23 protein-coding genes are annotated in these 25450 nt (G+C 40.6%); 17 read left to right on the top strand and 6 right to left on the bottom strand.

From position 1 onward, the window contains the following. Positions 1 to 17 precede the first annotated feature (17 nt). From rsmH to lpxC, 15 genes are all read left to right on the top strand, one after another. Complete coding sequence (rsmH, locus tag CWB66_RS06020) at positions 18 to 956, top strand: 16S rRNA (cytosine(1402)-N(4))-methyltransferase RsmH (RefSeq protein WP_077535980.1); 939 nt, start codon at positions 18 to 20, stop codon at positions 954 to 956. After that, the gene (ftsL, locus tag CWB66_RS06015; protein ID WP_077535979.1) at positions 953 to 1282 is read left to right on the top strand and encodes a cell division protein FtsL; all 330 of its coding nucleotides are present in this window, start codon (positions 953 to 955) and stop codon (positions 1280 to 1282) included. The genes rsmH and ftsL overlap by 4 nt, the downstream gene beginning before the upstream one ends. Continuing rightward, on the top strand, positions 1279 to 3096 hold the full coding sequence (locus CWB66_RS06010) for a penicillin-binding transpeptidase domain-containing protein (protein WP_138584677.1): 1818 nt from the start codon (positions 1279 to 1281) through the stop codon (positions 3094 to 3096). The genes ftsL and CWB66_RS06010 overlap by 4 nt, the downstream gene beginning before the upstream one ends. Continuing rightward, positions 3089 to 4567 carry a UDP-N-acetylmuramoyl-L-alanyl-D-glutamate--2,6-diaminopimelate ligase gene (gene murE, locus CWB66_RS06005; protein WP_138584676.1) on the top strand — a complete coding sequence of 493 codons (1479 nt, stop codon included), beginning with the start codon at positions 3089 to 3091 and terminating at the stop codon, positions 4565 to 4567. The genes CWB66_RS06010 and murE overlap by 8 nt, the downstream gene beginning before the upstream one ends. Next, on the top strand, positions 4564 to 5946 hold the full coding sequence (locus CWB66_RS06000; RefSeq protein WP_077535976.1) for a UDP-N-acetylmuramoyl-tripeptide--D-alanyl-D-alanine ligase: 1383 nt from the start codon (positions 4564 to 4566) through the stop codon (positions 5944 to 5946). Before murE ends, CWB66_RS06000 begins: the two co-directional genes overlap by 4 nt. Then, positions 5946 to 7028: a phospho-N-acetylmuramoyl-pentapeptide-transferase gene (gene mraY, locus CWB66_RS05995; protein ID WP_077535975.1), complete on the top strand. Its 1083-nt coding sequence runs from the start codon at positions 5946 to 5948 to the stop codon at positions 7026 to 7028. Before CWB66_RS06000 ends, mraY begins: the two co-directional genes overlap by 1 nt. Continuing rightward, positions 7029 to 8363 (top strand): UDP-N-acetylmuramoyl-L-alanine--D-glutamate ligase, encoded by a 1335-nt coding sequence (murD, locus tag CWB66_RS05990; RefSeq protein WP_077535974.1) that lies wholly within the window; start codon positions 7029 to 7031, stop codon positions 8361 to 8363. Further along, complete coding sequence (gene ftsW / locus CWB66_RS05985; protein WP_077535973.1) at positions 8360 to 9535, top strand: cell division protein FtsW; 1176 nt, start codon at positions 8360 to 8362, stop codon at positions 9533 to 9535. The genes murD and ftsW overlap by 4 nt, the downstream gene beginning before the upstream one ends. Continuing rightward, on the top strand, positions 9532 to 10608 hold the full coding sequence (gene murG / locus CWB66_RS05980) for an undecaprenyldiphospho-muramoylpentapeptide beta-N-acetylglucosaminyltransferase (RefSeq protein ID WP_138584675.1): 1077 nt from the start codon (positions 9532 to 9534) through the stop codon (positions 10606 to 10608). Before ftsW ends, murG begins: the two co-directional genes overlap by 4 nt. Further along, complete coding sequence (murC, locus tag CWB66_RS05975; RefSeq protein ID WP_138584674.1) at positions 10609 to 12060, top strand: UDP-N-acetylmuramate--L-alanine ligase; 1452 nt, start codon at positions 10609 to 10611, stop codon at positions 12058 to 12060. It begins immediately after the preceding gene. Continuing rightward, positions 12057 to 12977 carry a D-alanine--D-alanine ligase gene (locus CWB66_RS05970; protein ID WP_138584673.1) on the top strand — a complete coding sequence of 307 codons (921 nt, stop codon included), beginning with the start codon at positions 12057 to 12059 and terminating at the stop codon, positions 12975 to 12977. The genes murC and CWB66_RS05970 overlap by 4 nt, the downstream gene beginning before the upstream one ends. 1 nt (position 12978) lies before the next feature. After that, a complete protein-coding gene (locus CWB66_RS05965; RefSeq protein WP_077535969.1) occupies positions 12979 to 13758 on the top strand; it encodes a cell division protein FtsQ/DivIB in 780 nt (259 codons plus the stop codon). Continuing rightward, entirely contained in the window at positions 13755 to 14987 is a 1233-nt protein-coding gene (gene ftsA, locus CWB66_RS05960) for a cell division protein FtsA (protein ID WP_077535968.1), read from the top strand. Before CWB66_RS05965 ends, ftsA begins: the two co-directional genes overlap by 4 nt. A 21-nt stretch (positions 14988 to 15008) precedes the next feature. After that, positions 15009 to 16259, top strand: coding sequence for a cell division protein FtsZ (ftsZ, locus tag CWB66_RS05955; RefSeq protein WP_138584672.1), 1251 nt, complete (start codon positions 15009 to 15011; stop codon positions 16257 to 16259). Between the two features lie 103 nt (positions 16260 to 16362). Beyond that, positions 16363 to 17274, top strand: coding sequence for a UDP-3-O-acyl-N-acetylglucosamine deacetylase (gene lpxC, locus CWB66_RS05950; protein WP_138584671.1), 912 nt, complete (start codon positions 16363 to 16365; stop codon positions 17272 to 17274). 80 nt (positions 17275 to 17354) lie between these two features. Here lpxC and yjjG read toward each other — a convergent pair whose 3' ends face one another. The 3 genes from yjjG to CWB66_RS05935 all read right to left on the bottom strand — a co-directional run bounded on the left by yjjG (position 17355) and on the right by CWB66_RS05935 (position 19572). After that, positions 17355 to 18029: a pyrimidine 5'-nucleotidase gene (yjjG, locus tag CWB66_RS05945; protein WP_138584670.1), complete on the bottom strand. Its 675-nt coding sequence runs from the start codon at positions 18027 to 18029 to the stop codon at positions 17355 to 17357. 13 nt (positions 18030 to 18042) lie between these two features. Then, the gene (gene yjjX / locus CWB66_RS05940) at positions 18043 to 18588 is read right to left on the bottom strand and encodes an inosine/xanthosine triphosphatase (protein WP_138584669.1); all 546 of its coding nucleotides are present in this window, start codon (positions 18586 to 18588) and stop codon (positions 18043 to 18045) included. An 84-nt stretch (positions 18589 to 18672) separates the two neighbouring features. Then, complete coding sequence (locus tag CWB66_RS05935) at positions 18673 to 19572, bottom strand: phosphoribulokinase (protein WP_138584668.1); 900 nt, start codon at positions 19570 to 19572, stop codon at positions 18673 to 18675. Between the two features lie 157 nt (positions 19573 to 19729). Here CWB66_RS05935 and CWB66_RS05930 point away from each other — a divergent pair, with 157 nt between their 5' ends. Together CWB66_RS05930 and CWB66_RS05925 are read left to right on the top strand one after the other, a co-directional pair. Further along, a complete protein-coding gene (locus tag CWB66_RS05930; protein ID WP_138584667.1) occupies positions 19730 to 20605 on the top strand; it encodes a TolB-like translocation protein in 876 nt (291 codons plus the stop codon). Positions 20606 to 20678: 73 nt separating this feature from the next. Then, positions 20679 to 21044 (top strand): hypothetical protein, encoded by a 366-nt coding sequence (locus CWB66_RS05925; protein WP_007579906.1) that lies wholly within the window; start codon positions 20679 to 20681, stop codon positions 21042 to 21044. Between the two features lie 68 nt (positions 21045 to 21112). Here the strand turns inward: CWB66_RS05925 and CWB66_RS05920 are convergent, their stop codons facing one another. The 3 genes from CWB66_RS05920 to CWB66_RS05910 all read right to left on the bottom strand — a co-directional run bounded on the left by CWB66_RS05920 (position 21113) and on the right by CWB66_RS05910 (position 24942). After that, entirely contained in the window at positions 21113 to 23686 is a 2574-nt protein-coding gene (locus CWB66_RS05920) for a M1 family metallopeptidase (protein ID WP_138584666.1), read from the bottom strand. 126 nt (positions 23687 to 23812) lie between these two features. Then, on the bottom strand, positions 23813 to 24493 hold the full coding sequence (locus tag CWB66_RS05915) for a site-specific integrase (RefSeq protein WP_138584665.1): 681 nt from the start codon (positions 24491 to 24493) through the stop codon (positions 23813 to 23815). A gap of 98 nt (positions 24494 to 24591) precedes the next feature. Beyond that, complete coding sequence (locus CWB66_RS05910) at positions 24592 to 24942, bottom strand: DUF2750 domain-containing protein (protein ID WP_007579911.1); 351 nt, start codon at positions 24940 to 24942, stop codon at positions 24592 to 24594. Between the last annotated feature and the right edge of the window lie 508 nt (positions 24943 to 25450).

The following is a 25450-nucleotide window of genomic DNA, read 5'->3' as shown; positions in this document are numbered from 1 at the left end:
AAGGCAAACAATAGCTAATGACAGCGCAATTTGAACATGTATCCGTTTTGATGGATGAGACTATCGATGCCCTTGCAATTAAGCCAGACGGTATATACATGGATGGTACATTTGGACGTGGCGGTCATTCAGGGCAAATATTAGCTCGCCTTGGTGATGAAGGTCGTTTGCAAGCAATCGATCAAGATCCACAAGCAATACAGTCTGCTGAAAAGTTTGCAGATGACTCTCGTTTTGCAATTGCTCATAGTCGCTTCTCTAAACTTTACGAAGTAGCAGAGCAAAACGATCTCATTGGTAAAGTCGATGGCATTTTATTGGATATAGGTGTGTCGTCGCCACAACTTGATGACGCTGAGCGTGGTTTTAGTTTTATGAAAGACGGCCCGCTTGATATGCGAATGGACCCTACAACTGGGCGAAGTGCAGCACAGTGGTTAGCTGAGGCTGAATTAGATGATATTACCCATGTAATTAAAAAACTGGGTGAGGAAAAGTTTGGTAAACGTATTGCTCATAAAATTCTTGAGATCAGAGAGCACACGCCAATTACTACAACTAAGCAGCTTGCTGATTTAGTTGATGAAGCAGTGCCGGTAAAAGATAAGTTTAAGCACCCCGCGACCCGTACTTTTCAAGCAATTCGTATTTACATAAATAGCGAACTAGAAGAAATTCAAACTGCGCTGCAGTCTGCTGTTAACGTGCTTAAGCCTGGTGGGCGTTTAGTGGTTATTTCGTTTCATTCATTAGAAGACCGTATTGTTAAACAGTTTATTAGAAAACAGAGTAGGGGAGAAGTGTTACCCAGAGGTCTGCCTTTAACTGACGCTCAAATAAATAAAAATCTGACGTTAAAAGCAGTGGGTAAAGCTATTAAACCAAGTGCTGCAGAAGTTCAGCGAAATCCACGCTCTCGTAGTTCAGTACTTAGGATTGCACAGAGATTGGGATGAGTAAAAAAGCGAATCATCGTCAACCACCCAACTTATTTTTTGAAATAGTTAAAGGTCTAGGAGCGAATGCGCTTACCTCGGCTTTGTTGGTTGTGATATTCGCTTCTTGTTTTACTGTTGTACAAATAACCCACCTTTCACGTGGTGAGCTAATTAAACAAGATATGCTATTGCAAGAGCGTGATGAGCTTGACTTGGAGTGGCGTTACTTACTGGTTGAAGAAGAGTTTTATTCGCAGCATGCGCGTATTGAAGAAGTTGCTATATCGCAGTTAAAAATGAAACGGCCGACAAGCCAAGACGAACAGGTAATAATATTACAATGAGAACGCGAGGGAAAAAACCAGCAAATAACTTAATTACATGGCGTTTCATGCTAGTGTGCGCTGTTGTGTTTATGGTGTTTGTAACCTTGGTATCTCGCGCTGCTTATTTACAAGTCATTGAACCTGATAAAGCGCGTTCTGAAAGTGACAAACGCACCGTACGTGTTGAAAAACTACATGTGCAGCGCGGAATGATTTTTGACCGCAATGGCAAAGAACTCGCTGTAAGCGTACCGGTAGTTAGTGTTTATGCTGATCCTAAGGCACTTCATAAATCACTCGTCGCTAAAGTTGTTAAACAAGCGCGTAAAAGTGGTGAAGATCAACAATCACTAATAGATAATACCGCAGAGCTTAATAAGCGCACCGCACTATATTACAAAAACGATATGCGTTGGCGTGAACTCGCTGATGTTTTACGTATTGACCCAAAAAAAATAAACACTCGACTTTTAGATGATCCGACTCGTCGATTTGTTTACCTCAAGCGCCAAGTTACTCCTGCCGTTGCTAATTACATTGGCGATTTACGCCTTCCTGGCATTCATTTATTAGATGAATCTAAACGTTACTATCCTGCGGGAGAGGTTAGCGCGCATGTTATTGGTTTTACCAATATTGACGGGAAAGGGATTGAAGGCATTGAAAAACTTTACGAAAACGCATTAACAGGTGAAGAAGGCCGCCGTACTATTCGTAAAGATGCACAGGGGCGCGAAGTTGAAGTATTGGATGAACGCGAACGCGTAGAGCCAGATAGCATTGCGCTTAGTATTGATCAACGTATTCAAGGTATTGCTTATAAAGCAGTAAAATCAGCGGTATTAACTTATAAAGCAACGTCGGGCTCGGCGATGGTAGTTGATGTCAAAACCGGTGAAGTACTGGCAATGGTAAATAGTCCCTCATTTAACCCAAATAATTTAACTGACGCTGCTCCACATAAACGCCGCAACCGCGCAATTACCGATTTGTTTGAACCAGGCTCAACCGTTAAGCCTCTAGCCATTTTGGCTGGGCTAGACTACGGCGCAATTCAGGCTGGTGATAAAGTTAATACGTATCCGGGTTGGATGCGTTTGGGAGGGAGTTTAGTTAAAGATACTCGCAACCATGGCGAAATGACATTACGTGAGATTTTAAAATACTCTTCAAATATGGGGGTGGCTAAAATCACGCAACTAGTGCCTAAAGACTACCTCGTGGGTTTATATGAAAAAGTAGGGTTTGGTAGTGATACCGGCACTGGCATGGTAGGTGAAAGCAGTGGTTTATTTTATCCAAATCGTCGTTGGTCAGATTTTGAGATTGCCACTTTATCGTTTGGCTATGCCATTTCAGTAAGTACTGCACAAATGGCGCGTTTTTATACCATGTTGGGTGCTGGTGGTGTTAATCGGCCATTGACGATTTTAAAGCAAGATAATATTCCAGAAGGTGATCGTGTTTTTAAGCAAAAAGACGTAGAAGCCGTAGTTAGCATGATGGAAAGTGTGTTTGAAGAAGGTGGTACTGCGCACAAAATTAAGGTTGATGGTTACCGTGCCGCTGGCAAAACGGGGACTTCTAAAAAAGCCGTTGCAGGTGGGTATGGTGATGAATATGTAGGTTATTTTGCTGGTATTGCACCTGCAAGTGATCCGCGTTTGGCTGTGGTAGTTATGATTAATGAACCAGGTGGTGATGTGTACTATGGAGGTGCCATTGCTGGCCCTGCATTTGCAGAAATCATCTCTAACGCATTAAGAATATTGAACGTTGCACCAGACAAGGACGAGGTTGCGTACGTAAAAGGTAAAGATAACGATGCGTGATTTAAAAGAAATTTTAAAATACATAGATATTGATGCGCCTTCGCAGTTGGTAAAACACTTACGCATTGATAGTCGTGAGGTAACGGCAGGTGATGTATTTGTTGCTATTAAAGGCCATTCACTTGATGGCGGACAATTTATTGCTAAAGCAATTGAAAATGGCGCAACAGCTATTATTGCTGACAGATTATGTGAATTTGAAATAGGCTTTGAACCACTGTATTTGGTGTCGGAGCTTGATAAAAAACTTCCAGAACTAGCAAGCCGTTTTTATGAACAGCCTAGTCAATCACTTGATTTGATAGGCGTAACAGGTACAAATGGTAAATCGACCACCACAGCAATGATTGCCCACTTAGCGCAATTTTGTAGTACTGAGTCCGCTATTATAGGTACTTTAGGTTATGGTCATCCTGATAACTTAATTCCACTGATAAATACCACGCCTTCAACAGTTGATTTACAGCATATTTTTAGCGATTTAAATTTGCAGCATAAAAAGCTGGTGGCAATGGAAGTATCGTCTCATGGGCTGGTACAGCAGCGTGTTGCACAGTGCCATTTTAAAGCGGCTGTGTTTACGAACCTCTCGCGGGATCACTTAGATTACCATGGTGATATGGCAAGTTATGGTGATGCGAAATTAATGCTATTTCGTGATTTTGAACCTCAGGTTGTAGTGCTTAATCAAGATGATTCTCAAGCAGAGCAATGGCTTGAAAAATACGATTTTAATAATCTTATTTGTTATGGCCGCAAAAACTTAATCCCAAAAAATGCTCAGTACGTTTATTTTTCTGATATTGAATATTCAAGCGCAGGTATTTCGGCGAATTTGTCGACTAGCTGGGGCGATACAGTAATAAAATCACCGCTGTTTGGCGAATTCAACTTATATAACTTAACGGCAGCGCTCGCTACATTACTAGGGCTTGGTTATCCGCTTAAGCAATTAGTTGCAGGTTGTGCGCAATTACAGCCCGTCGCTGGTCGAATGCAAGCATTTAGCCAAGCTGGTATGCCAACGTGTGTGGTTGACTACGCACACACACCGGATGCGCTTGCGCTTGCTTTGCAAGCATTACAACAGCATGTCCCTGGTGGTGTGAGTTGTGTATTTGGCTGTGGTGGTGATAGAGATAAAGGTAAACGAGCACTTATGGCGCAATCCGCAGAGCAAAACGCGGATAAAGTTATTATTACCAGTGACAACCCTCGCTCAGAAGATCCCAATGCAGTTATTGCCGATGTGGCAGCAGGCTTAACTGACCCAAGAAAGGCGTATTTAGAGGCCGATAGAGCAACAGCCATCAGCTATGCAATAAATAATGCTAAAGCGGATGAGGTAATATTGGTTGCAGGTAAGGGCCACGAAGACTATCAAATTATAGGCGATGAGCGCATCGATTTTTGCGATCGTCGCTATGTACAAGAACAACTAAAAAAAGCAGTAAGAGGGATAAAACAATGATCCCAATGGATTTTAATTGGTTAGCTAATGTGCTAACAACCGATTATCAAGGTGATAATCTAAATGTGTTAAACATAAACACCGATACTCGCACAGTGTGTGAGGGAGAAGTGTTTTTAGCACTTAAAGGGCCTAATTTTGACGGTCACAAATTTATAGCCGAGGCTAAACAGAAGGGCGCTATTGGCGTTATTGTTCAGCACAAAGTTGATGTAGATATTGCGCAATTTATAGTGAGTGATACACGTATTGCACTGGGCGTCATTGGCACTGCGGTTATGGCGCAAGTGGCACCTAAAACAATTGCGATCACAGGCAGTGTGGGTAAAACCACGGTAAAAGAAATGTGCGCCGCTATTTTGTCGGTTCACGGTGATGTATTAGCCACTAAAGGTAATTTTAACAACGATATTGGTGTGCCATTGACGCTATTGCGTTTAGAACCACAGCACCGCTTTGCAGTTATTGAACTGGGCGCAAATCACTTAGGCGAAATAGCCTATACCACAGCAATGACAAAACCTGATGTCGCTGTTGTGTGTAATGTTGCCGCAGCACATTTAGAAGGCTTTGGTAGCTTAATGGGCGTTGCAAAAGCGAAAGGTGAGATTTTTGATGGCCTCAAAGATAATGGGGTTGCCATTGTTAATTGCGATAGTGAATTTAGTCAGTACTGGTTAGACAAGCTCAAAAATAAAAATGTTAAGTGCTTATCAACGACCGAAAAACTCGATATTTGGGCAGAAGACATTTCACTTGATAAAAATGCGCGTGCAAGCTTTACGCTTTGTACTAAAAGTAAAAAAGTACCCGTTACTTTAGCACTGCCAGGTAAGCACAATGTGGGTAATGCGCTTATTGCAGCAGCACTTACCAGCGAGTTTAATGTAAGCCTTGAAGAAATAGCCAATGCACTTGCCACAATGGATGATGTAAAAGGGCGCGTTAATTTAATTGAAGTATCTGATTTACTCACTGTAGTGGATGACACTTACAACGCTAACGTTAAGTCGGTAAAAGCAGCCATTGATTTATTAAGCGACATGCAAGGTCACCGAATTTTAGCGTTAGGGGATATGGGTGAGCTTGGCGAAGATGCACGAAAGTATCACCAAGAAGTCGGTGAATACGCTCAACAACAAGGCATCGATGAGTTATTTACGTTAGGGGTATTGAGTAAATGCGCGAGCGATGTTTTTGAGCTACCTAACCGTCATTTTTCGAATCGTGAGCAAATGCTGCAACAAATTCAAACAAGCATTAATAAAGTGAATAAAAAAACAACAATAGTCGTGAAAGGATCGCGCAGTTCTCGCATGGAGTTATTAGTAACCGATTTAGTTAATGGCCAGCAACAAGCCATCAATGGAGTATCATAATGTTAGTTTGGCTGGCTGAGTATTTAACACAGTATTTTAGTGGTTTTCATGTTTTTTCGTATTTAACGCTACGCGCCATTTTAGGTATTTTAACGGCACTAACTATGTCTCTTTATTTAGGGCCTAAGTTAATTCGTGGTTTGCAACGCATGCAAATAGGTCAAACAGTTCGAGACGATGGTCCGCAATCGCATTTATCTAAATCGGGTACGCCGACTATGGGTGGCCTGCTTATTTTAGCGGCTATTTTTACCAGTACACTCCTTTGGGCTGATTTATCAAATAAATATGTGTGGGCAACACTGTTTGTAATTGGCTCGTTAGGTATTGTTGGCTTTGTTGATGATTACCGTAAAGTTATTCGTAAAGATCCAAAAGGTCTAATTGCTAAGTGGAAGTACTTTTGGCAATCGGTCATTGCATTAGTTGTGGCGACTGCCTTGTACTTTACAAGTACACAGGCATCAGAAACCTCACTTGTTGTACCATTTTTTAAAGATGTGCTGCCACAACTTGGTTTATTTTATATTGTGATTACTTATTTTGCTTTGGTAGGCACCTCAAATGCGGTAAACCTCACCGATGGACTTGATGGCTTAGCCATTGTACCCACTATTTTAGTGGCTTCAGCGTTGGCTATTATTGCTTATTTAACGGGTAATATTAATTTTTCGGCTTACTTACATATCCCGCATTTGCCGTTGGCGAGTGAACTTGTTGTTGTATGTACCGCCATAGTAGGGGCTGGGCTTGGCTTTTTGTGGTTTAACACTTACCCAGCACAAGTGTTTATGGGCGATGTAGGTTCATTGGCTCTAGGTGGTGCACTGGGTATTATTGCAGTGTTAGTTCGTCAAGAGTTACTACTTATTATTATGGGGGGTGTGTTTGTTATGGAGGCGTTGTCGGTAATATTACAAGTTGGATCGTATAAATTACGTGGGCAACGTATTTTTAGAATGGCGCCAATTCATCATCATTATGAATTAAAAGGCTGGCCAGAGCCGCGTGTTATTGTGCGCTTTTGGATTATTTCTATTGTGCTAGTACTCGCTGGCCTTGCGACATTAAAGATTCGATAAATGCAGTATTTAAACGAGATAAAAAACAAACAAATAACAGTGCTCGGACTCGGTATAACCGGTCTGGGCATTGTGCGTTTTTTATTATCTCACGGTATTACACCTAAAGTAGTTGATAGCAGAGCAAACCCACCGGGAATTGATTGGCTTAAAGAGTATGCACCAGCACTTACTACCCACTTTGGTGATTTAGATAAGGCAGCACTTTGCTCAAGCAATATGATTATTGTAAGCCCCGGCCTTAGTTTAAAAATACCGGCAATTGCACTGGCAATTAGCAATGACGTTGAAGTTATTGGTGATGTAGAGTTATTTGCGCGTATTAACACAAAACCGGTTGTTGCAGTAACGGGTTCTAATGGTAAATCAACCGTGGTGACACTTGCTTATGAAGTACTAAAAGAAGCCGGCTATAAAGTTGCTCTGGGTGGAAATATTGGCACGGCGGTGCTTGATTTACTTGATGATGAGTTTGATGTGTATGTATTGGAGCTATCAAGTTTTCAACTAGATACTACTAAAAGTTTAAAGCCTATAAGCGCAACTGTATTGAATGTGTCTGAGGATCACCTAGATCGTTACGATAGCTATCAAGCTTATATAGATTCAAAACGCAGTATTTATAATGGTGCAGAGCTTATTGTAGTCAATGCCGACGATAGTCAAACACATCCTGTTGAGCGTAGTACAACCCCCCAAATTAGCTTTGGTGTTCAACAAGGTGATTACCATTTAGCGCAGTGCAATAACGAAACTCATTTTATGCTTAAAGGCGATGCCTTTTTACCTGTGAGTACGCTAGCTGTGGTAGGTAAGCATAATTATTTAAATGCACTAGCAGTTATGGCGCTTTTAAGTCCTTTTGAAGTAAGCAAAAAGCAATATAAAAACGCGTTAGGTCAATTTAATGGATTGGCTCATCGCTGCCAATTTGTAGCTGAGCTTAATGGTGTAAAGTATTTTAACGATTCAAAGGCGACCAATGTTGGAGCCACTATAGCTGCAATAGATAGTTTAGCTAGTGACGGTGAGAATCTTATTGTTATTGCTGGTGGCGATGCCAAAGGTGCTGATTTAAATGCGCTTAAACCCTACATAGAACAGCATGTAAAAGCATTAATTTGTTTTGGTAAAGATGCAAGAGACTTAGCTGCGATTACCAATAAGAGCTATTTAACTAACAATATGGAAGAAGCCGTTGCTTTGGCCAAAGTACTTAGTAGCGCAGGCAATATTGTGTTATTAGCACCAGCGTGCGCCAGTATAGATATGTATAACAATTATATGCAGCGTGGTGATGACTTTGTTCAGTGCGTTCTGGCAGATCAAATATGATTGCTTTTGCTGATATAAAAGACGCGTTAACACCCAAGCCTTCAGGTCAGTTATACGACGTGCCGCTATTATATTGTGTAATAATGCTTATTGGTGTTGGTTTTATAATGGTTACTAGTGCGTCAATGCCTACCGCAGAGCGATTATTTAACGATCCCTACCATATAACTATTCGCCACAGCATGTTTTTAGCGATGGCCCTTGTACTTTTTTGGATAACTGTTTGCGTACCAATGGATTGGTGGAAACGTTCAAATCCTTATTTGTTGATATTAGGCATGGTGCTATTAATTGCTGTATTGATAATTGGACGTGAAGTAAACGGTGCAAAAAGGTGGATACCCATTGGTCCCGTAGGCTTTCAGGTCGCAGAGGCTGCTAAATTATACTTTTTTAGTTATATAGCAGGCTATTTAGTAAGAAAGCGCGAAGAAGTACAAGAAAATATAAAAGGCTTTGCAAAGCCCATTGCTGTATTTGCTGTATATGCGCTGCTTATTTTGTTACAGCCCGACTTAGGCACCGTAGTAGTAATGTTTGTAACAACCGTTGGTTTGTTGTTTTTAGCCGGTGCGAAGTTATGGCAATTTTTTGTATTGATTTTAACGGGCATCGGTCTCGTAGTTTTACTGATTATTGTTGAACCATATCGTATGGCTCGAGTTGTTGGTTTTTTAGATCCTTGGGATGATCCGTTTGGCAAAGGTTATCAATTAGTGCAGTCACTAATGGCTTATAGCCAAGGCGGTTGGTTTGGTCAAGGACTAGGTAATAGCGTACAAAAGCTGCAATATTTACCAGAAGCACACAATGACTTTATTTTTGCAGTAATTGGCGAAGAACTTGGTTTATTAGGCGTTGTAAGTATTTTAATGGTACTCGGTACCTTAGTATTTAGAGCCTTATTAATTGGCCAGCAAGCACTCAGGTGCGGTAAAGAATATGAAGGTTATTTTTCGTTTGCGATTGGTATTTGGTTTGCTTTTCAAACCATGGTTAACGTTGGCGCGAGTGCTGGTATTTTACCAACGAAAGGCTTAACACTGCCGTTTATTTCTTATGGTGGTTCAAGTTTATTAATAATGACGATCGCCACGGGTATTTTATTACGCGTAGATTTTGAAACTAAGATGGCAACCAAGCAAGCCACCTCACGCGGAGGTAAGCGATGAGTAAACGATTAGTAGTAGTGGCTGGTGGAACGGGCGGACATATTTTCCCAGGCATTGCGGTGGCTGACTATTTAAAGCTGCAAGGTTGGCAAGTTAGCTGGATAGGCACACCAGATAGAATGGAAGCGCATGTTGTACCAAAGCATAATATAGACATTGACTTTATTAATGTAAAAGGCGTGCGTGGTAATGGATTAAAACGCCTTATTAAAGCCCCATTCATGGTGCTTAACGCAATATTGCAAGCGCGTAACGTTTTAAAAAAGCAGCGTCCTGATGTTGTACTCGCTATGGGTGGATATGTAACGGGTCCAACGGGAATAGCTGCTAAAAGTTTAGGTATCCCATTGGTGATTCATGAGCAAAATGCCGTTGCAGGAATGAGTAATAAATGGCTCGCTAAATTTGCAGATCGTGTATTAGCCGCTTTTCCAAGTGCTTTTGCGCATGGTACTGCTGAGCTTGTTGGTAATCCTGTACGTCAAAGCGTTATTAACATGCCTAAACGCGAAATATCAAGCCCTATCAATATTCTAGTAGTAGGTGGTTCGCTTGGTGCACAAGTGCTCAACCAGACATTGCCAGAAGCATTTAAAACGTTGAGTAATGCCACCGCAATAAGTGTATGGCACCAAACGGGTAAAGGTCATCTAGGCAGTGTAGAAGACGCTTATAAATCACATGCTTTTGATGATAATAAAATAAAGATAGCTGAGTTTATTGATGATATGGATGCAGCGTATGCTTGGGCTGATATTGTTATTTGCCGAGCGGGCGCATTAACTGTTAGCGAAATTGCAGTCGCAGGGAAAATGGCTGTTTTTGTTCCGTTTCCACATGCCGTAGACGACCATCAAACCGCGAATGCGCAATACTTAGTTATGGCAAATGGGGCATTGTTAATGCCACAAGGGCAGTTTAACAAACAATCAATAGTTAAACTTTTGAGCCCCTATTTAGCCAAGCCAATATTAATTAAACAAATGGCAGCAAATGCTCATAAACAAGCCATTTTAGATGCCACAGAATGCGTTGCAATGCACTGTGAGCAAGCAACAAATAAGAGAGTGTAAGTGAAAGAAGCATCAGTACAAGAAAAACACACACGACCTGCAATGCGTCGAATTGAAACAATACACTTTATCGGTATTGGTGGTGCGGGTATGGGCGGTATTGCAGAAGTACTCGCTTTTGAAGGTTATCGCATTACAGGCTCAGATATTGCGCATAGTGCAATGACAGACCGTTTAATTAAAGCGGGCGCGGAAGTCTTTATTGGGCATCACGAAAACAACGTAAAAGATGCCAACGTAGTGGTCGTTTCAAGTGCTATTGACGAAACAAACCCTGAAATAATTGCAGCAAAAGCAGCAAGAGTTCCCGTTGTACGCCGCGCAGAAATGTTAGCTGAATTAATGCGTTTTCGCCACGGTATAGCGATTGCGGGAACGCATGGGAAAACGACCACAACGAGCTTAATTGCGAGTATTTACGGGCAAGCAGGGCTAGATCCAACGTTTATTATTGGTGGCTTACTCAATAGCGCCGGAAGTAATGCGAAAGTAGGTAAAAGCGATTTTTTAATAGCAGAAGCTGATGAAAGTGATGCATCGTTTTTACATTTACAGCCTATGGTTTCAGTGATCACTAATATTGAAGAAGATCACATGGAAACCTATGGCGGTAGCCTTGAAAAAATGAAAGACACATATGTGGATTTTATTCATAACTTACCGTTCTATGGATTAGCTGTTGTGTGTATTGATTCGGAAGTAGCTGCAGAGCTCATCCCGCGTTTTGGCCGCCCTGTTATTACGTATGGCGAATCAAGTGATGCAGATTATCGGATGGGCAATTTTAGCCAATCGGCTAATACTTGTGAGTTTACCGTGACTAATAAGCAAGGTGAAAGCTTAACGGTAAAGTTAAACATGCCAGGTAAGCATAATGCACTTAATGCCACCGCAGCAATTGCTGTAGCAAAAGATCAAAATATTGCGAATCACGCAATTTTAGAAGCCCTACAAAAATTTGAAGGGATTGGTCGACGTTTTCAACACTACGGGGAATTTGAAAATGAACGCGGTAGTGTGATGCTCGTTGATGATTACGGACACCACCCATCAGAAGTTGCTGCCACAATAGCAGCTGCACGTGAAGGTTGGCCAGATAAACGCTTAGTCATGGTTTATCAACCACATCGCTTTACCCGTACACGCGACTTGTACGAAGATTTTGTTAAAGTGCTTGCTGAGGTTGATCAACTATTACTGCTTGACGTGTATAGCGCCGGTGAGGAACCCATTTTAGGTGCCGATAGTAAAAGCTTATGCCGTAGCTTACGTCAACGTGGTAAAGAGCCATTGCATGTAGCTTCAAGTGGAGAGCTTGCTGGTATGATGGCCGAGTGCTTACAAAATAACGATTTAGTATTAACCCAAGGTGCAGGTAATATAGGGCAATTAGTAAAAACCTTAGCTGCAACGGGTATGTCGATAGAAAAACTTAAACAAGGTGAAGTATGACTCAGGTAAATGCACAGTTTGGTAAAGTAGCGGTATTGCTAGGTGGTAACTCAGCAGAGCGTGAAGTGTCATTAAAATCTGGTCAAGCCGTTTTAAATGCACTGCAAAGCAGTGGTGTTGATGCAATTGCATTTGATCCGCAAACTCGTTCATTATGGGAGTTAAAAGAACTAAACATAGAACGTGTTTTTATTGCGCTACATGGTCGAGGTGGTGAAGACGGTACTGTGCAAGGTGCGCTTGAATTTATGAACTTGCCTTACACTGGGAGTAATGTACTCGGTTCAGCACTTGCTATGGATAAAGTGCGCTGTAAGCATTTATTTAAGTCGGCTGGATTAAGTACGGCACCTTATACCGTTGTTGATGCTAAAAAAGGCTTCGATGCATCTGCAATAATGAATAAATTTAAAAAGGTAATGGTTAAGCCATCGCATGAGGGCTCAAGCATCGGTATGGCACAAGCAAGTACAGTACAAGAGCTTGAAAATGCGCTGGCTAATGCATTTAAATTTGATAGCCAAGTGCTTGTCGAGCAATGGATCACTGGACGCGAGTTCACCGTGACGATATTGGGTGATGAAGTACAGCCAGTAATTGAAATGACGACGCCTAACGGGTTTTATGACTACCAAGCTAAGTATCAGTCAAGTACAACGCAGTATCATTGCCCTGCAAACTTATCGGCTGAGAATACAAAGAACTTACAAGCAATGTCACTTGATGCATTTGATTTAGTGGGTGCAAGCGGGTGGGGTCGTGTTGATGCAATGCAAGACGAGCAAGGGCATTTTTACCTACTAGAGGTAAATACAGTCCCAGGTATGACCGAAAAATCGCTAGTGCCAATGGCAGCAAAAGCAAATGGGGCAAGTTTTGAGCAATTAGTTGTTCGCATTTTGGAGCAAACGCTTTAATATGCATCCCCTTTTAGAAAAAGCACTAAAAATCAAACAGCAACTAAATTGGTCGCTAATTTTTGGAGTAAGCTTTTTTCTAGTTGTAGTGATTGGTTTAGTGCAACTAACCACTGGTATTTCAGATTGGCTAGTTGAAAATAAAGATGCCCAAATTAAGCAGTTAACTGTGCAAGGACATCCAAAGTACACCGATGAAACCGCGATTATAAAAGCAATAAAAAAAGCGGATTTAAGTAGCTTTTTTGAACTCGATGTAAAGCATGTGCAACAACTTGTGCAAGATTTACCTTGGGTAGCTACTGTATCGGTACGAAAGCAATGGCCCGATACAATACAAGTCTATGTAGTGGAGCATGAAGTCGTCGCGCACTGGAATAGTGATTTATTACTTAATCAAAGTGGTGAAGCTTTTCAAGCTAGCAGTGATAAAATAAGTGCCGATTTACCGCAGTTGTTTGGACCAGAGGGTAGCGAACAAGAAGCATGGGTGGCCTTTAAACAACTTGATGAGATGCTTAGAGTTAACTCTTTAACATTAAAAAGTTTAGCGTTATCGGAGCGTTTTTCGTGGCAGTTATGGTTAGATAACGGGGTGCGTTTAAATTTAGGGCGCAAAGATAAAGCTAAACGTGTACAGCGGTTTATAGATGTTTATCCGCGAATGAAACAACGTGAAGATGCACAAATAGACACAATCGATTTACGGTATGATACCGGCCTTGCAGTGAGTTATAAGCCAGTGCAAGAAGAACAATTACAAAATAAGAGTAAGGCATGACTAAGTCAGCAGAAAGAAACCTAGTAATAGGATTAGACGTTGGCACCTCGAAAGTGGTTGCTACGGTAGGTGAAATCACCGCAGATAACAAGCTCAGTATTGTTGGTGTGGGCAGCCAAGTATCTCATGGTATGGATAAAGGCGGTGTTAACGATTTAAACTTAGTGTCTGAGTCTATTCGCCGAGCTATAGACGAAGCTGAATTAATGGCTGATTGTCGTATTAGCTCTGTGTACTTGGGTATCTCTGGTAAACATATTCAATGCCAAAACGAAAGCGGCGTAGTGGCTATTAACAATACCGAAGTGACGGATGAAGACATTGAAAATGTTATTCATATCGCGCGTTCGGTACCTATTTCGGCTGAACGTAAAATGTTACATGCTCTGCCGCAAGAGTACAGTATTGACATGCAAGAGGGTATTAAAAACCCATTGGGCATGAGTGGCGTTCGAATGGAAGCGCGTGCACATATTATTACGTGTTCAAACGATATGGCTAAAAACATTGAAAAATGCGTACATCGTTGTGGCCTTGAAGTCGATCAACTTATTTTTACAGCATTAGCATCGTGTTATTCAGTGCTGACACCCGATGAAAAAGAGCTCGGTGTTGCTGTACTTGATATTGGCGGTGGTACAATGGACATCACTATTTATATTAATGGCGCGCTGCGTCATTCAGCGGTTATTCCTGTCGCCGGTAATCAAGTGACGGGTGATATTGCAAAAATATTTCGTACACCTATATCACATGCAGAGTCACTCAAAGTACAATATGCATGTGCAAGCAGCCAAATGGCAAGTAGCGAAGACACAATTGAAGTACCAAGCGTGGGCGGACGACCAGCAAGATTGATGTCGCGTCACACGTTATCAGAGGTTGTTGAACCTCGTTTTAGAGAATTATTTGAATTGGCGATGGAAGAAATTCGTCGTTCGGGTTTAGAAGACCAAATTGCGGCAGGCCTAGTTATAACAGGCGGAACTGCTAAAATGACTGGCGCGATGGAAGTGGCAGAAGACATTTTCCAAATGCCAGTAAGAATAGGCAAACCAATCGGGATAGTTGGTTTGACAGACTACGTAGATGATCCTTCGTACGCAACTGCTGTTGGTTTGTTACAATACGGCCGTACCATGCAATCGATGAATGCACAAAAGTCGAAAGCAGAGGATAACAATAATTGGTGGAACCGCATTGCAAAATGGTTTCAAGGCGAGTTTTAATGCTCAAGTCGGAGAGTAAACATGTTTGATATAATGGAACAACACAGCGAAGAAGCTGTCATAAAGGTAATAGGCGTGGGCGGTGGCGGCGGTAACGCTGTTGAGCACATGGTAAAACAACAGATTGAAGGCGTGCGCTTTATAGCCGCTAATACGGATGCACAAGCATTACGTAATTCATCTGCAGATATTACAGTACAATTGGGCACGCAAATAACCTCTGGGCTGGGTGCGGGCGCAAATCCTGATGTAGGCCGTCAATCGGCTGAAGAAGATGCTGATACCATTCGTGCTAGCCTTGAAGGCGCAGATATGGTCTTTATTGCCGCGGGTATGGGCGGTGGTACAGGTACTGGTGCAGCACCGGTAGTTGCTAAAATAGCAAAAGAGCTAGGTATTTTAACTGTTGCAGTCGTAACACGTCCTTTTGACTTTGAAGGCAAAAAACGTGCAGCAGCCGCTGAGCAAGGTATTAATGAATTGTCAGAAATTGTAGATTCGCTTATTACAATTCCGAACAATAAATTACTTAAAGTTTTAGGGAAAGGGACTACACTTCTAGATGCCTTCGCTAAAGCAAATGACGTATTATTTGGCGCGGTTCAAGGTATTGCAGAGCTAATTACACGTTCTGGTTTAATTAACGTGGATTTCGCCGATGTAAGAACGGTAATGTCTGCAATGGGTACTGCTATGATGGGAACTGCATCTGCATCAGGCCCTGATCGTGCCCAAGAAGCAGCAGAAGCGGCTATTTCAAGCCCATTACTAGAAGACGTTGATTTAACCGGCGCTAAAGGTATCTTGGTTAATATTACCGCCGGTATGGACATTGCGATTGAAGAATTTGAAATTGTGGGTAATCACGTTAAAGCGCTTGCGTCAGAAAACGCAACGGTTGTTGTTGGTGCAGTTATTGACCCAGAAATGACAGATGAATTACGAGTAACAGTTGTTGCAACTGGCTTAGGAGGCGATCGTCGCCCGCAGTTTGGTATTGTAGATAACGGCTTTAAAAAAGCATCAGGTTCTGATGTTGCAAGTTCTTCAAACCAATCGAGCAGCATGTACGTACCAAGCTTTGCGAGTCAAGGCACAAGTACTGAGGAAAGTAGTACTGCTAATGCAAAAGTTGAGAGCAAAGAACAAGCGCCTTCTTCTAGCTCAAATAGCAATATGAGTTCTTCAACGCAAAACAGTAAAAAAGCGGATAAATCAGAAGGCAGTGATTATTTTGATATCCCCGCTTTTTTACGTAAACAAGCTGATTAATAAAATAGTACTTTCGTTTGTAATTTGAACGAAAATTGGATTTTAGGCGTATTTATGTTAAAATCCGCCGTCTGAATGTAATTAATTTTAAGTGAGCGAACCTATGATTAAACAGCGTACGATTGCACAAGTAGTCAAAGCCATAGGAATTGGACTTCATAAAGGTGAGAAGGTCACAATAACTCTCCGACCTGCGAGCGCAAATACTGGGATTGTATTTCGCCGTGTAGACCTTGATCCGGTTGTTGATTTTGAAACAACACCTGAAGCCGTTGGTGATACGCAATTATGTACCTGTTTAATTAATAAAGATGGCGTTCGCTTATCGACTACTGAGCATCTTATTGCAGCAGTTGCTGCAATGGGGATTGATAATCTAATTGTTGAATTAGACAGCTCAGAAGTGCCGATTATGGATGGTAGTGCATTACCATTCATATACTTGTTACAAAAAGGTGGTATTGAAGAGCAAAATACGGCTAAACGCTTTATTCGAATCAAAGAAAAAGTACGTATTGAAGAAGATGGTAAGTGGGCTGAAGTTGAACCGTATGATGGTTTTCATATCGACTTTGAAATTGCATTTAACCATCCAGCTATCAACGAAAGTCGCCAACGTATTGGTTTAGATATAACAACACAAAGCTTTATTGAAGAAATCAGTCGCGCGCGTACTTTTGGATTTATGAAAGACATTGAATACATGCATGCAAACAACCTAGCGCTAGGTGGTAGTATGGATAGTGCTGTGGTACTTGATGAATTCAAAGTTTTAAATCCTAACGGTTTACGTTATAGCGATGAGTTTGTTAAGCACAAGATATTAGACTGTGTTGGTGACATGTTTATGACAGGTCATAACCTTTTAGGTAAAGTAACCGCATTTAAATCGGGTCATGATTTAAATAATAAATTACTTCGTAAAATTATGGCTACAGAGTCAGCATGGGAGTGGGCAACATTTGAAACGCCTGTGACGATGCCTGCACCCGGTCTTGAGTTAGCTCCAGCCTAAAAGCAGTAAAAGTACAGTTCGCAAACAGTTATAAAAAATGACGCTAATTAGCGTCATTTTTTTGCGTGAAATTCACTCTATTATAACTCTAAAAGAGCTTGTAACTGATTTAGATGAGTTACGGTATAGGTTGGCTTTATTCCGTCGGCTAATTGCTCGCCAGGATGCTGCAACCAACAGGTATCTATGCCTGCATTGTTGCCGCCAAGTATGTCACTTGCAGCAGTATCACCCACCATAAGTACCTCGCTTTTATCTGGGTTACCCATTAGCTCAAATGTGTGCTCAAAAATAGCTTTATTTGGTTTTGCTATACCCACAAGTTCAGATATTACTAACCATTCAAACATATCTTTTAAGCCAGTATGCTCAAGGCGTACTGTTTGTAGGCGGGCAAATCCATTAGTAATAATACCTAATCGAGCATTTGGCTTAAGTTTATTTAAAAGTTCAATAGCACCGGGTAATGGCTCGCAAATTTGCGCCATAGCATCTAAAAAAGCATCGTTTAGCTCTTTTGCGGGCACATTAAGCTTTGAAGCCCACTCATTAAAGCGTGTTATTTGTAAGTAATCTGCGCTAATAGTGCCATTTTGATAATCAACCCACAGCTGCTTATTGGTTTTTTGATAATGAATATAATCGTCTTGGCTAAAATCTACGTTGTAAGCTTTAAACATGCGAGTCATGCCCGCTAAAATATCAAACCTAAATAAGGTTTCGTCTGCATCAAACAATACATAGTTGTATTTCATTCAACTTCCTAAATTAATTTGTTTGGCTGTAGAGATCTACGTGTAGAAAAGGCGCCATAGCTAAAATGAGTGCTTGTGTATAGGTACTTTCACGTGTGGCATGGTTATTTGTTAGTAACCCTATAGCCCCTCCCTTTTGTTTAACGTTGATAGTATTAAATGCCTTGTCCATTACGTCGCCAAGTTCTTCGCCTTTAAGTAATGCATTATAAAATACTTGGGGAAGAGGGAGGTTGCTGCTGCGTCCTACAACTTGATTTAAGGCGTTATCAATTACTACGTAAGCAAAAGTCGCTGCACCATAGCTGAATTGCTCTGCACCGCCTTCCATTGCCACGTAGTAGTGAGCTTGGTGATGCTCTTTGCAATAATTAACACGGTTTTGTGCGCCAATGCGTGTTTCATCTTCGCCAATCGGCTGTTCTGGAACGCCTGAGGGAGCATTAACACCTTCACAGTTAATAGTGTGAGCGGGAAAATACATAGTAAATATATGCTTAGCGGCATTAATTTTTACAGGATTTTTTGAACCGACAATAATTTTTAATTGTTGCGACATACAGATCTCACTTTAAACAAAATCAGCAGTGTACGTGAGTTAGCGTTAACAAAAAAGAGTAGCAAGGCTAATTAAATAGGCTAATCAAATAGGCAAATCAAGTGGGGCTAAGTTTTCTAATGCGCGCTTTTTTAAAATAATATCTTTAATGAGAGGGGTAAGTACCAACTCCATTGCTAAACCCATTTTTCCACCAGGCACCACAAGTGTATTGATACGGGACATAAAGCTGCCTTCGATCATGCGTAAATAATACGGAAAATCAACATCATCAATTCCTCTAAAGCGAATAACGACAAAGCTTTCATCAAGTGATGGAATATCTTTTGCGCTAAATGGATTTGAAGTGTCAACGGTGGGTACACGCTGAAAGTTTATATGCGTACGCGAGAATTGCGGAGTAATGTGATTAATATAGTCATCCATGCTACGCACAATAGACCCCATAACAGCTTCGCGAGAATGGCCACGTTCAGAAGTATCACGGATTAGCTTTTGAATCCATTCAAGGTTAATAATAGGTACCATGCCTATTAATAAGTCGACATGTTTCGCTACATCTACATCCTGATCGACAACGCCACCATGTAAACCTTCGTAAAATAAAATATCAGTGTTTTGATCAAGATCTTGCCAAGGAGTGAACGTACCTGGTAATTGATTGTAGGGAACAGCCTCATCAAATGTGTGTAAATAGCGGCGTAATTTGCCTTGTCCAGTTTCGCCATAATTGCTAAATAATGCTTCTAGGGCGCTGAAGTCATTGGCTTCTCGGCCAAAGTAACTAATGTGTTTGCCTTCTTGTTGTGCTTCACGCACTTTTTTATCCATTTCAGGGCGAGTGTAACGATGAAAGCTATCTCCTTCGATAAAAGCAGCTTGAATATTAAGGCTACGAAAAATATGTTTAATTGCATTGGTTGTGGTGGTTGTACCCGCACCCGATGAACCAGTTATTGCAATAATAGGGTTTTTAGCTGACATGTTAATTCTCTTTTTTAGGACCCGATTTTATAACCAGACTAAACTTAACACTATTTTAAGTTGTTTGGATATTTTAAGCGTTGACTGACTCAGGCCAAGTGACGGCATCAGCGAATAACGTTATCATGAGGTGCTTAAAATTAAAACGAGAGAAAGCATGAAACTTATTAAACCATTACTAGGCTTCTTTTGCGTAAGTGTCCTGAGCCTAGGTATAGCAAACGCTAGTATGCCAAAAAGCCAAATATTACTTGCTGATTTAAATACACCTTATGGCTTGCAAGTAACGATAGTGAGCGATAAAACAAGTTATAACAATCAGCCTTACTTAACCAGTACCGGTTTATATTTTACTCACGAGGTATTAGTTGGTGATAAAAGCCAAACTGATATTGCCTACTATGACTTAACAACTCAGCAGGTTAGCAATCTCACCAAGTCAGCTGTCAGCGAATATTCGCCAACATTGATGCCAGATAAAAGTAATTTATCAGCTATTGTAGTTGAAGCCGATGGTAAGCAAAAACTCTGGCAATATTCACCTTTAAGTGAGGGGCCCGCAACACGAATTTTTGATTGGATAGAGCCCGTTGGTTATCATGCTTGGGGTATTAAGAATGATTTAGTGATGTTTATTTTAGGTGAGCCCCACACACTTCAATATACTTCAGTAGAGGCTGCTAAAGGTCAGGTTGTTGCAAGCAACATTGGCCGCACGCTTATTTATAATAACTCGACGGCTACATTTTTATTTAGTTACACTAAAAACGAACAACACATTTTAGCTAGCTTTAACCCTCAAAATAAACAGGTTGAAGACTTACTAAGGTTACCATCTCAAGTTCAAGATTTTATTTTAAAAGACGATGCAACGATTGCTTACGCTATTAAAAACCGTGTTTATCAGCGCAAGCTTAATGGCAGTTATGAAATATCGCAATGGCTTGATTTAAGCACTTACTGTAAAACGAATATAACAAGAATGAGTTATAACAATGAAAAGCTCGCTTTTGTATGTGATATAACGAAGTAAAGCAGACAAATAAATTCAGATTTTATTGTGTATGCGTTAATCTAATGCGTAAATTAACTAATAGGGATTACACGTGGCTTATAGTGCAGACGAGCTGACAGAGCAGCTTATTAAATTACAATGCAGAAGTAATTTTAAGATTAAAAATATTGCAGAATACATGTTAGTAAACTCTAAAGAAGCTTTTTATACTCATAGTGAAAGTGGCAAAGGTAAAATAGTAATTCGCCCTGCATTTGAAGTATTTAGCGATGATTTTAGTGATATTGATGGCGTAACACGTGCGCAAGGGTATTTTCATAGCAGCGAGATGACACGCTTCCCGACACGTATTTTTAAAAGTGCTCAACCTATTCACTATGGTGTGGCATTTAAAATAAACTCTGAGCAAGCAGCAAAAGACTTTATAGCCAAGCTAACGATGATTATTGGTAATTAATAAAACATAAAAAGCCGCTGAATTTATATTCAGCGGCTTTTGTATTTTTATAGCTTAATCACTAAGAATTACTTACTTTTTAAGAAGCTATTAACCGACTCTAGTTCGCGAGTTTTAAGTGCGATACAGTCATTTGTGCTTTCTTCAAGTTTACTTAACGTACGTGCATAACCTGCTACATCGGCCACTTTTTTGTTAAAAAAGTCTTGTGTTTTAGCTAAGCTTTTTGCATTACAACTTGCGGTTGTAAAGTACGGTAAGTTAGGTACAAAGAACGGTGGCAAGCTTGTTGTTACTTTATCGTAATTGGCGTATATCCAGTCAATAAACAATGCTTGGCGTTCGTCTGTGTAACTTTGACCAGACAAAATAGTACGCATATCAGAGGCGGTTACTTCATCCGTTAAGCTGTAAGCTAAAACGACTTTTTGTAGCTCAGGATTGCCAAAAAAGCCCATTGCAGCAAGCATATTAGTGCGTACTTGTGGATCTTTTGTGGTTTTAAATGTCGTCATAAACTGATCAAGTAATGCTTTATCACCATGAAAAGCTGCCAGTCTTAAATAAGTGCCCGCTAAGTAAGGATCTACTTTTTGTGGGTTGTTTAAATACACTTGCGTTTGCTCTTTGGCTTTATTAATTATAACTTGATCTTCACCACCAAAACCTAAGCGTGATACAACCGCCGCACGAAGTTGTGCAATAGCACCATCTTCTCCAGCTTTTGCCTCTAAACCATATTTTTTAGCTGCAGGAGTAACTGCATCACGAATAAATGCAGGCCATAGGTCTTTATTGCTATCGTCTTTAAACGTACGTTGTTGCGATACTAAGTAACCTAATGCGGTATTTGCTACGCGAGGGTGGTTATCGCTTGCGAATACTTCAAGTGTTTGCATTAACTTAGCCGCAGATATAACACCAGCATCAAGTAGCGCGTCAGTGGCTGATAATAACGCCAAACGCTCGCGGTCAGTCAATACGCTTGCTGCATTATCGATAAGTGCGTTAAATTGCGTGTCATCCATTACCCAGCGGTAATAGCCTAGTGCACCTTGATCAGGATAAATCCATTCTGGTTCAAAGTCTAAATCTAGCGTTTGGCTTTGTTTATTAAGTAATACATTCGCTGTTTTTACTTTATCGCCAGCGCCATATTTAATAGCAACAGGTACATTCCATAATTGTTCTGGCGCATCAACACCTGCGTTTACAAAGCGACTTTGTGAAATCGTTACTTTGCTACCTTGTTGGGTCACCTTAACAAGTGGGAAAGAAGACTGTTCAATAAACGATTTTAAAACACCTGCGACATCTTTATTTGATGCTTTACCTAGTGCTTGCCATAAATCAGCCGCTTCTGCGTTTTTGTAAGAGAATTCTTTTAAGTAGCTTTGAATTCCTTTTTGAAACGCGTCTTCGCCAATCCAGTTTTCAACCATCGCAAGTACTGAGCTACCTTTGCTGTAAGCAAGACCTAAACCGTCCATAATGTCGGCTTCAGTTTTTATTGGCTTACGAATGGGCTTAGTGCTTAAACGCGCATCAAGTGCCATTACGTTGTTTTGTGGCAGGTCTAAGTGCGACTCAAACTCAGGGTTAAGCTGCTTAGTAATTTTCGCAGCCATCCAGCTAGCAAATGCTTCATTTAGCCATAAATCGTTCCACCATTTCATGGTGACTAAGTTACCGTACCATTGGTGAGCAAGTTCGTGAGCAATAATTGATACATTGCGCTGTTTTTTGCTACGTGTTGCAGCGGCTAAATCAACTAATAAAATATCTTCTCGGTAGGTCACTAAGCCGGAGTTTTCCATTGCACCAAATGGAAATTCTGGTACTGCAACAGAGTCTAATTTTTTATATACATAAGGAATGCCAAAGTATTCTTCAAGTGCGCTCAGTACTTTTGGCATGTTTTCTTTTGCGTATTGGGCTAAGTGAATTTTACCTTGCGGGGTAATTACACGACCAGGAATTGGCATACCTTTAATTTCTAATTCTTCAAACGGGCCAACAGCCATCGCCACGAGGTATGAAGGGATTGGCGGCGTTTTATCAAAGTAGTGAGTGGTCATATCGCCATTAACGATTGCTTTAAGCTCAGGTGTGTTGGCATATACTTTTTGTGATGTAGGCGCAGTAATTGTTAACTGAAATGGGATTTTATAGCTTGGCTCGTCAAATACAGGAAACGCACGACGTGCGTCGCTCATCTCAAATTGAGTAAATAAGTAAGGTGTTCCTTGATCTAACGTTTTATATAAACCAACGCTTTGACGGTTATACGGCGCTGAAAAATCCACTTTAAGTGTGTATTTACCTGGTTGAATTTGCTCGTCACAACTAAATTTAACTTTGCCTGTTTTAAGCATTTCGTTATTTAAATCACAATTTTCTTCGCCAAGTAATTGCGCCATTTTAACAGCGTAAGCTACGCCATTTAACTCAATGTATTTTGTTGGTTTTAGTACTTCTAGGGAAATTTCAGTCATCCCTGTAAATGTATCTTGGCTTGGGTCGAGTGTTAACGACACCTTTTGTGAACTTGGTTTTGCGAGTTTTTCGATAACGAATTCGTTAGCGTGTGCAGCATTCATTGCCAGTGCAACGCTCACTGTTAAAAGGCTTTTAAAAAACATAGTGATCCCTTGATTGTTGTTGTTAGAAACACCCAAATAAATTAGGCGCAAGGTATCCTATCAGTTTTTTTTCATTGAGTAATTTATTATACCAGCGCTATAGCGGGTAAATAGTAACAAAGTTTGTCAGTGACTTTCGCGTGTTATAAAGCGCTGCCAGCTTAAATTAGTATTAATAGTACGTAGTTGTTGAATAACGGTATTTAGCAAAGTGGTGTCGTTAAACGTATCGTGTTGATACTCGTTAAAGCCCAACAAATAATTAAAGGCATCTTTAGAGTTGGCTTGTAGGGCGTATATACGAACTTGTTGCTCAAAATTAAGGCGCAGGCTGCTTATTGCTGTTTTCATACCGAGTTGATCTACGTTTGGGATATCACATTTTTGTAAGTAGCCAGCTCGCTCACCTTCGCCTGAAAACCAAATGCGTACTTTTTCGCTGTACCTGCCCGTTTTAGCCGGTAAATCGAACATTAACCGGTGTTGTTTTTGCACTTTAATAAATGCTATGTATTCATTAAAACCAGCATTTATAAGTGCTTGATGTACAGGGACCAAACGAGGTTTTATTTTTCCATGTGTATGAAAATTAAAGCATAAAATATTTTTTTCAAGAGATAGATCGTCAAGTGTTAAGCAACCAATCTCATCGCTGTAAGCGCCACTATAGTAAGCAATTAAAGGCAGCCAAAAATGCCAATGTTTCGCTTGTTCGCGAGCAACCTTAAAATCACCGTATATATATCCATTATAAAGCGTGTGTAGTTCCATGGCTGAAAAAGGCCGGCGACCAAGATGGGTTTTCAACGTAATACCTTGAAAATAATGATGTGTTTTATCTTATACCCAACTAGCAGTTGATGCTAGTTGGGTTTACTCGCTTTAAAAATAAAGCGGGTAACGTATTATTCACTCAGTGCGCGAGCTAAGCCTGTTGGTTCAATTTCTGCGCATACTTGGTCATCATTCCAGTTAATGCCAACCAGTGCATTATCTTCATTTAAGTCTTCAACCCATGCATCTAAAAATTCATCAAGGTTGATCTCTACAGGACTGTAGTCTTTCCACTCTTCTTTACATTGCGCTTTAGCTGCTGCTTCACTTTCCCAAAGTAGTAACACGTCAGTTTCGTCAAATTGATTAGAATCACATACTACAAAGCCATTATCTTCTGCACCGAGTGCCCAAATTACTTCGCTAACACGTACTTTTTCTACGAAGTTAACCAGTTGTGATTCAATTTCGATATCGCTCATGTGTTTACCTTTTTAAATTAGTGACGAGAATTAGTATCTATTGCCGCTTAGTGCTTGCTGTATTGCTTATAAAAAGCAATACGCTTTGGATGCTGACTAAAGTCAGTCCGTTCGCGAAAGCAAATCAAGTAGGTAGTATAAACTGATGTTGAGGTATTCACAGCTTTTAAATACTTGATCACATAAATCAGTATTTAAACAGTTTAATATTTGCTCAGTCGGTTCGTTTGTAAGTTAGAAAACTTATCGCTAATTTGATGCAATTAGCTTTGGCTGGCTTATTGAAGCAAAAAGCGCACTATGGAGCTAGAGTTAATAAGCGTGAACATAGCGTCGATTTAAATAGGTTGTTTTTGGGAGGATTTTTATTTGCTCGATTAGGGGGCGTTTGTTTAAAAAGTATACTTGAAATATCAACAGCCCCTAGGGCGTGTTGACCTTTCGTGATTGATTTTGCAGCAGACTGTTTGGTATTTAGGCAAGGCAGAGCCTGTGATGTGGGGATGGT

Source organism: Pseudoalteromonas sp. S558, assembly GCF_005886635.1.
Classification (GTDB): Bacteria; Pseudomonadota; Gammaproteobacteria; order Enterobacterales; family Alteromonadaceae; genus Pseudoalteromonas; species Pseudoalteromonas aliena.
The sequence above is the reverse complement of the archived record's forward strand: the minus strand, read 5'-3'. Positions and strand labels throughout refer to the sequence as shown.